The organism is Methanosarcina sp., from assembly GCF_035390745.1.
Classification (GTDB): Archaea; Halobacteriota; Methanosarcinia; order Methanosarcinales; family Methanosarcinaceae; genus Methanosarcina.
Window position 1 is genome coordinate 1 of the sequence record NZ_DAOOUJ010000103.1, and the last position, 5,541, is coordinate 5,541.

The following is a 5,541-nucleotide window of genomic DNA, read 5'->3' on the forward strand; positions in this document are numbered from 1 at the left end:
TTTTCTGATCATCTATTTCCATTGAAACTTTTAAATACACATACATACACAGATATTATCATGCCAACCAGAACAATCAGCATAAGCGATGAAGCCTACGATAAGCTTAAAAGCCTCAAAACTTCAGAAAAAGACAGTTTTTCGGATGTCATCCTCAAGTACTATCCCAGAAAAAGAAAGCTATCTGAAGTGCTCGCAGAAATAGGCTCCAACCCCGAACTCGCTGACGCAATTGAAAAAGCTTCCAGAGATATGAGAAAAGCAGAGATAAGGGAAGTTGATCTTGATGCCGGTGCTTGATACCTCATTTATTGTTGACCTCCTGAGAGGAAGAGAAGAAGCTCTCCAGAAACTGGCTGAAATGGAAGCTCAGGAAATTCCCTTAAGAACAACCGAGATTAATGTCCTTGAGCTGTACCGGGGAGCGTATCTGTCCAGAAAAACGCATCAAAACCTGGAAGAAATCAAAAAGCTTCTGGAATGTTTTCAGGTTCTGGAGCTTGAAGAATCAGTCTATGAAGTCTTTGCTTCCCTTTCGGCCCGGTTACTTTCGGAAGGCAAGACGATTGGGGTTTCTGATGAACTGATAGCTGCTATAATACTGTGTCATGATGGAAAAATAGTTACCAGAGATAACCACTTCAAAGAAGTGCCAGGGCTTGAAGTTGTAGGTTATTGATTAGGAAATCATCCCAAAACCCAGTTTTAATATCATATCAGAATTATTCTGGATTGCTTTTGTAATCAGAAGCTCGATTGGTAATTTAAATTAAGAGATCCAAAAAGCAAATTTTGAGTTTTGGGATCGTTTCTAGCAATAAAACAGATGTTTAAAAAGAGCGTTTATAAAAATGGCAGATTCTTTGACTCTTGTATGTATGCTCTTGTGAAATAATCTCTCATCATAATGAGAACAAGAGGCAAATTCGTGGTTTACTGAATACTTACAGAATCCAAATAAGATTCAAGAAAGCTTATTTTTGAACCTTTTCTACATATTCGACTATATAAGAAGCAAAAACATCAAAATCTTCAAGGTTCTCTACAAGATACTTTTCAATTATGTCCAGGTCAATCTTTTCATATATATGAACCAGAAGATTTCTGAAACCTGCTGCAGCTGAGAATTTTTCTGCAAAATCTTCAGGGAGCACCCCATGCTTTCCGAGAATCAGGAAAACACTTCTGTAGTCCTCAGGTCTTTCAAACCCTTCTTTTGAAATGATTATTTCCCCGATATCTATAGCACATTCTATAGCAAGCTGAAAGTTCCTCTCGATGCGGAACGCATTTCATAGTTAGCTTCAAGGTTGACGCTTTCGGAATCAATTGATTTCAGATAGTTTACCGGAACCTGCATGAAGTTTAACTTCCGGACAATTCTATCAACTGCGGACATTCAAAACCCCCCTTTCTCCTGAATCCTTTCTAAAAAAACTCTGTTCAGGAGGTTTTCGTGGTACTTTCTGTCCAGATATCGTGACATTATCTCCTGCTCTGCATTAATCTTGAAATCCTCATCTCTAACAAATACCGGGATATTGGGTTTTATTATCTCAAAATTAATAACAGGGTATGCATCGTTCATCACAACAAGATCAATTCTATCTGTTTTAAGAAGATTTGCAAGCTCCGCTGTTAGTTTCAGACGCTTCTCTATCCTTTCTCTTTTTGTAAGACTGCTTGAAAGGTAAACGCCGAGATCAATATCGCTTAAAGGTCCCCTGTGGTCTACGGCTGTTGAGCCGAAAAGGTATGCAAGCTCCACATTTTCATGAGATCTAAAAAATTCTGCAAGTCTGGATACTAGAGTTTCTTTTTTCAACTTAGAAAGCTCAGGGATCATTTCATTGTTCTCTATGTCTTATTCTTTCAAATATGTTCTGTCATACCTTCCAAATTATAATTTTTGATATAAATTGGTATATAAACAATGAATTTAATATGTATATTAGTATAAATTATAGCAGTTATACCATTAACCATCGGTTCAAAGAATATCCTGTTCGAAATCGAGAGGTTATGAAAGTCATCTGGGGGAGGGTCAGCTGTGAAAGTAATACTTATCGGAGATTGTCTTAGAAAGCTAACCAGTACTGCACTGGTTATTGCTTTGCTTCTGGTTTCCGCAGGCGTTGCGGATGCAGAGGTTATTTATGTTGAGCCCGGAGCTTCAATTCAGGCTGCAGTGAACAACTCTACAACAGGGGATTTTGTTATTGTAAAAGCCGGGGACTACGAAGAAAATATTGTTATTAATGTTTCAGGGGTAACGGTCACTTCAGAACCTGAAAATCCTGACGGCGTTTTTATCAGAGCGAAGGACGAGAATTCCAGCGTTTTTCAGGTAAAAGCCGATAATGTAACGATAAGCGGCTTCAACATAACAGGGTCAGGAGAGTTTTTCAGTCCTTTAGAGGCTGCTGGCTTCAGAAATTCATTTATCCCCAGAGGTTCAGAAAATTTGGATATAACTGAGGGACAGAAAACAGCACAGGATTACTGGCCAGGATCAGGAGAGATCTTTATCTCGAGATCGAACGGTTTTGGCTGCCCTGAGGCAGGAATTTGCCTTGATCAGGTTGAAAACTGCACAATAGAAAGAAACCATATTTTTGAAAACCAGTATGGAGTATACCTTCAGGTCTCCACAAATAATACACTCTCGAACAATACTTTTTTCCGAAACGGTATCCTTATTGATGAGGGGTGCAGCAAAAATATGGCAGTAAACAATTCCATTGAAGAGGGAAGTTTTATTCTAGGTGCACACTGCTGGGAGAACGTAATCTCGCACAACCGGCTTTCGAACGGGAGAGGAATAGGAATTGCATGCTGCGGGGGAGGAAATCTTGTTTCGAATAACGAGATAGTGAATTGCAGTACAGGGATTGATATGTATGACACTCAGGCAAGGACTGTCCTCAGTGACAACCGGATTACGGACTGTGATTATGGGATTTACCTTATTCTTGTCTATGACTCCAGAGTGTATAACAACACAATTTCAAATAGTACCAGAGGCATTTTTTTGAGAGAAAACAGCCAGAGTAATGAACTGTTCAACAACACAATAACTTCCAGTAATGAGTCCGGGATCTATTTGCTGGAAGACTGTGCTGGCAACCGTATATATAACAACTATTTTAATAATACTGTAAATTTGAAGGCTGAAAACAGTGAAGGTAACATCTGGAACACAACAAAAGAAGCCAGGATAAATATAATTGGGGGTCCATATACAGGAGGCAATTTCTGGGCTGACCTCAACGGAACCGGATTTTCTCAAACTGCTGAAGATTCGAATTCGGACGGAATCTGCGACTGTCCTTACAACGTTAACGGAACTGACTTTGACTACCTTCCGCTCACCAGACCTCCTCAACCTGTACAACTCGTTGCAAACTTTTCTGCAAATGTGATATCAGGAAATGCGCCGTTAAAGATACTATTTACTGACAGCAGCACAGGCTCTCCAACATCCTGGCTATGGGACTTCGGCGATTGTATCTATTCAAAACATGCCATGAATGCAACCCATACATACACCAGGGCAGGGACATATGATGTCACATTAACCGTTAAAAACGATGCTGGCAGTAATACAACAAAAAAGACAGGGTATATTAAAGTACAGAGCATGTAATTTCCTGAGCATGTAATTTCCTGAGCATGTAATTTCCTGAGCATGTAATTTCCTGAGCATGTAATTTCCGGAATGATCCTGATTGAATTCCCTGAAATTTCATGGAAAAGAGAACTGTATCAAAAAATTCATGTGTAATAAAGTACTTCATTATAAATTATATGAATCATTCAGCGGGAATAAGATTATTTTTGGCACTGGGCCTCTGTCTCTTTCTTCTTTCAGGAGCGAGAGCTGCAGACCCTCTTGCTCAGGATAGCGAGGATGCAAACCTTTCGGAACTCAGGGCTTTTGACCTGTTATGCAAATGTGAAACAGGGGCCATAATAAATACAGTATCAATTTCTTCTACCGGTGACTATTTCGTATCCGGAGGGTTTGATCATAAAGTTTCTTTTTTTAATTCCAGTGGAACACAACTCTGGAATTATACCACAGGAGATGTTGTTTATACAGTAGCTGTTTCTTCAGATGGATCTCGAGTTGCAGCAGGGAGCAACGATAGAAAAGTGTACTTTTTTAACCGGAAAGGAGAACTCCTCTGGAGCCGCAAAACAGGAGGTAATATTAATAGTGTAGCGCTTTCTTCCGACGGGCTGTACCTTGCGGCAGGAAGTGAGGACGGAAAGGTGTATTTCCTGGACAAAGAAGGTAAACTTTTATGGAGTTTTAATACCGGAGATGCCGTCCGCAGTGTTGCAATTTCCAGAGACGGTTCATATGTGGCAACCGGAAGCGCTAATAATTATGTTTATCTCCTTGACAGCGAGGGAAAAGACCTATGGGGAAGAAAGACCGGAAGCCTGATCAACAGTGTAAGCATGACTCCGCAAGCGTACTACGTGGCTGCAGGAGGTTCCAATTATAATGTTTATCTTTTTGACCGCAAAGGGGAGTTTTCATGGATGCACAACCCGGGGTACTGGGTCAGCAGTGTTTCCTTAACCAGCAATGGATCTCATTTAGCGGCAGGAAGTTTTGACGACAAGATTTATCTTTTCAACCTTACCGGCGCAAAACTGTGGGACTACCAGGTAAAAGATGATGTTTATACCGTAGAAATAGCACCAGATTCTTCATTCATTGCAGCCGGAAGCTGGGACGATAACCTCTATGTCCTCAATATGAGCGGGAAAGAGCTCTGGAACTGCAGCTGCGGAGGAAACATTAACAGTATGGATGTTTCACGCGACAGCACCGCCATTGTTGCAGGGAGTGAGTCGGGAGCAGTATACCTGTTTGAACGGAATGCTACCGCCTTTGCACTGCTGCTGGGAGACAAAAGTTTCCTGCAGAAAGAAGCTGCAAAAAATAATGATGCTGTTTTAGAAGAAGAAACCATCGAGCCTGTAAAAGATAACACGGTAGTTACAGGGGGCGTTGAAAACCGGGTTGAAGACGCTTCAGATTCTTCAGGTGATACGGAAGAAAAAACTAAAACAGGAGATAACCTGGGCATGGAGGATTTGCCTTCTGAAGAAAGTTCTTCAAGCATTCTGGGAAAGTTTGATTCAATAAAGCTTCCCTTTGCCCTTCTAATTGGAGCTCTGGCAGGTACGGTTTTCTTTTTGAAAAGAAAGCTTGTAAAATACCACGAACAGAATGAGAACACTGAAGATTTTGAAAATCTTGAAGAAAGCGACACGTCCGGAAATAATTGACAGATATATAACATGGGGAAAACTCCGAAATGAAGGGGTTTTCCCAAAAAAATGTTCTCAGAAGGAGTTTTCCCAGAAAAGAATATTCCCTGGAAAAGATATTATTGCGAACAGATTTTTAATGGACTTTGAAATAAACTGTAAAACAGGCTTTAAACGCTTATAATCTCTTTTAAACTCTTATAATCTCTTTTAAACTCTTATAATCTCTTTTAAACTCTTATAATCTCTTTT

Annotated in this window: 7 protein-coding genes; 4 read left to right on the top strand and 3 right to left on the bottom strand. The window is 40.2% G+C overall.

Features of this window, described 5'->3' with window-relative positions:
• The first annotated feature begins 60 nt into the window (after positions 1-60).
• Positions 61-300, top strand: a complete 240-nt coding sequence (locus tag PLL47_RS14280) for an antitoxin VapB family protein (protein WP_324447145.1) — start codon at positions 61-63, stop codon at positions 298-300.
• Positions 287-679 carry a type II toxin-antitoxin system VapC family toxin gene (locus PLL47_RS14285; protein ID WP_324447147.1) on the top strand — a complete coding sequence of 131 codons (393 nt, stop codon included), beginning with the start codon at positions 287-289 and terminating at the stop codon, positions 677-679. Before PLL47_RS14280 ends, PLL47_RS14285 begins: the two co-directional genes overlap by 14 nt.
• 295 nt (positions 680-974) lie before the next feature.
• On the opposite strand, the gene hepT is transcribed toward PLL47_RS14285, so the two are convergent.
• From hepT to mntA, 3 genes are read right to left on the bottom strand one after another with little or no spacing between them, the layout of a single operon-like run.
• The gene (gene hepT / locus PLL47_RS14290; protein WP_324447157.1) at positions 975-1,280 is read right to left on the bottom strand and encodes a type VII toxin-antitoxin system HepT family RNase toxin; all 306 of its coding nucleotides are present in this window, start codon (positions 1,278-1,280) and stop codon (positions 975-977) included.
• Positions 1,253-1,399 carry a hypothetical protein gene (locus PLL47_RS14295; protein WP_324447149.1) on the bottom strand — a complete coding sequence of 49 codons (147 nt, stop codon included), beginning with the start codon at positions 1,397-1,399 and terminating at the stop codon, positions 1,253-1,255. Before PLL47_RS14295 ends, hepT begins: the two co-directional genes overlap by 28 nt.
• The gene (gene mntA, locus PLL47_RS14300; protein WP_324447151.1) at positions 1,400-1,825 is read right to left on the bottom strand and encodes a type VII toxin-antitoxin system MntA family adenylyltransferase antitoxin; all 426 of its coding nucleotides are present in this window, start codon (positions 1,823-1,825) and stop codon (positions 1,400-1,402) included. It lies immediately after the preceding gene.
• A 225-nt stretch (positions 1,826-2,050) separates the two neighbouring features.
• Here mntA and PLL47_RS14305 point away from each other — a divergent pair, with 225 nt between their 5' ends.
• Together PLL47_RS14305 and PLL47_RS14310 are read left to right on the top strand one after the other, a co-directional pair.
• The gene (locus tag PLL47_RS14305; RefSeq protein WP_324447153.1) at positions 2,051-3,646 is read left to right on the top strand and encodes a NosD domain-containing protein; all 1,596 of its coding nucleotides are present in this window, start codon (positions 2,051-2,053) and stop codon (positions 3,644-3,646) included.
• A 191-nt stretch (positions 3,647-3,837) separates the two neighbouring features.
• Positions 3,838-5,307, top strand: a complete 1,470-nt coding sequence (locus PLL47_RS14310) for a WD40 repeat domain-containing protein (protein ID WP_324447155.1) — start codon at positions 3,838-3,840, stop codon at positions 5,305-5,307.
• Positions 5,308-5,541: the final 234 nt, after the last annotated feature.

Coding starts and splice junctions, on each gene's coding strand:
- PLL47_RS14285 (WP_324447147.1), top strand. CDS start 287: ATGCCGGTGCTTGATACCTCATTTATTGTTGACCTCCTGAGAGGAAGA.
- PLL47_RS14280 (WP_324447145.1), top strand. CDS start 61: ATGCCAACCAGAACAATCAGCATAAGCGATGAAGCCTACGATAAGCTT.
- PLL47_RS14295 (WP_324447149.1), bottom strand. CDS start 1,399: ATGTCCGCAGTTGATAGAATTGTCCGGAAGTTAAACTTCATGCAGGTT.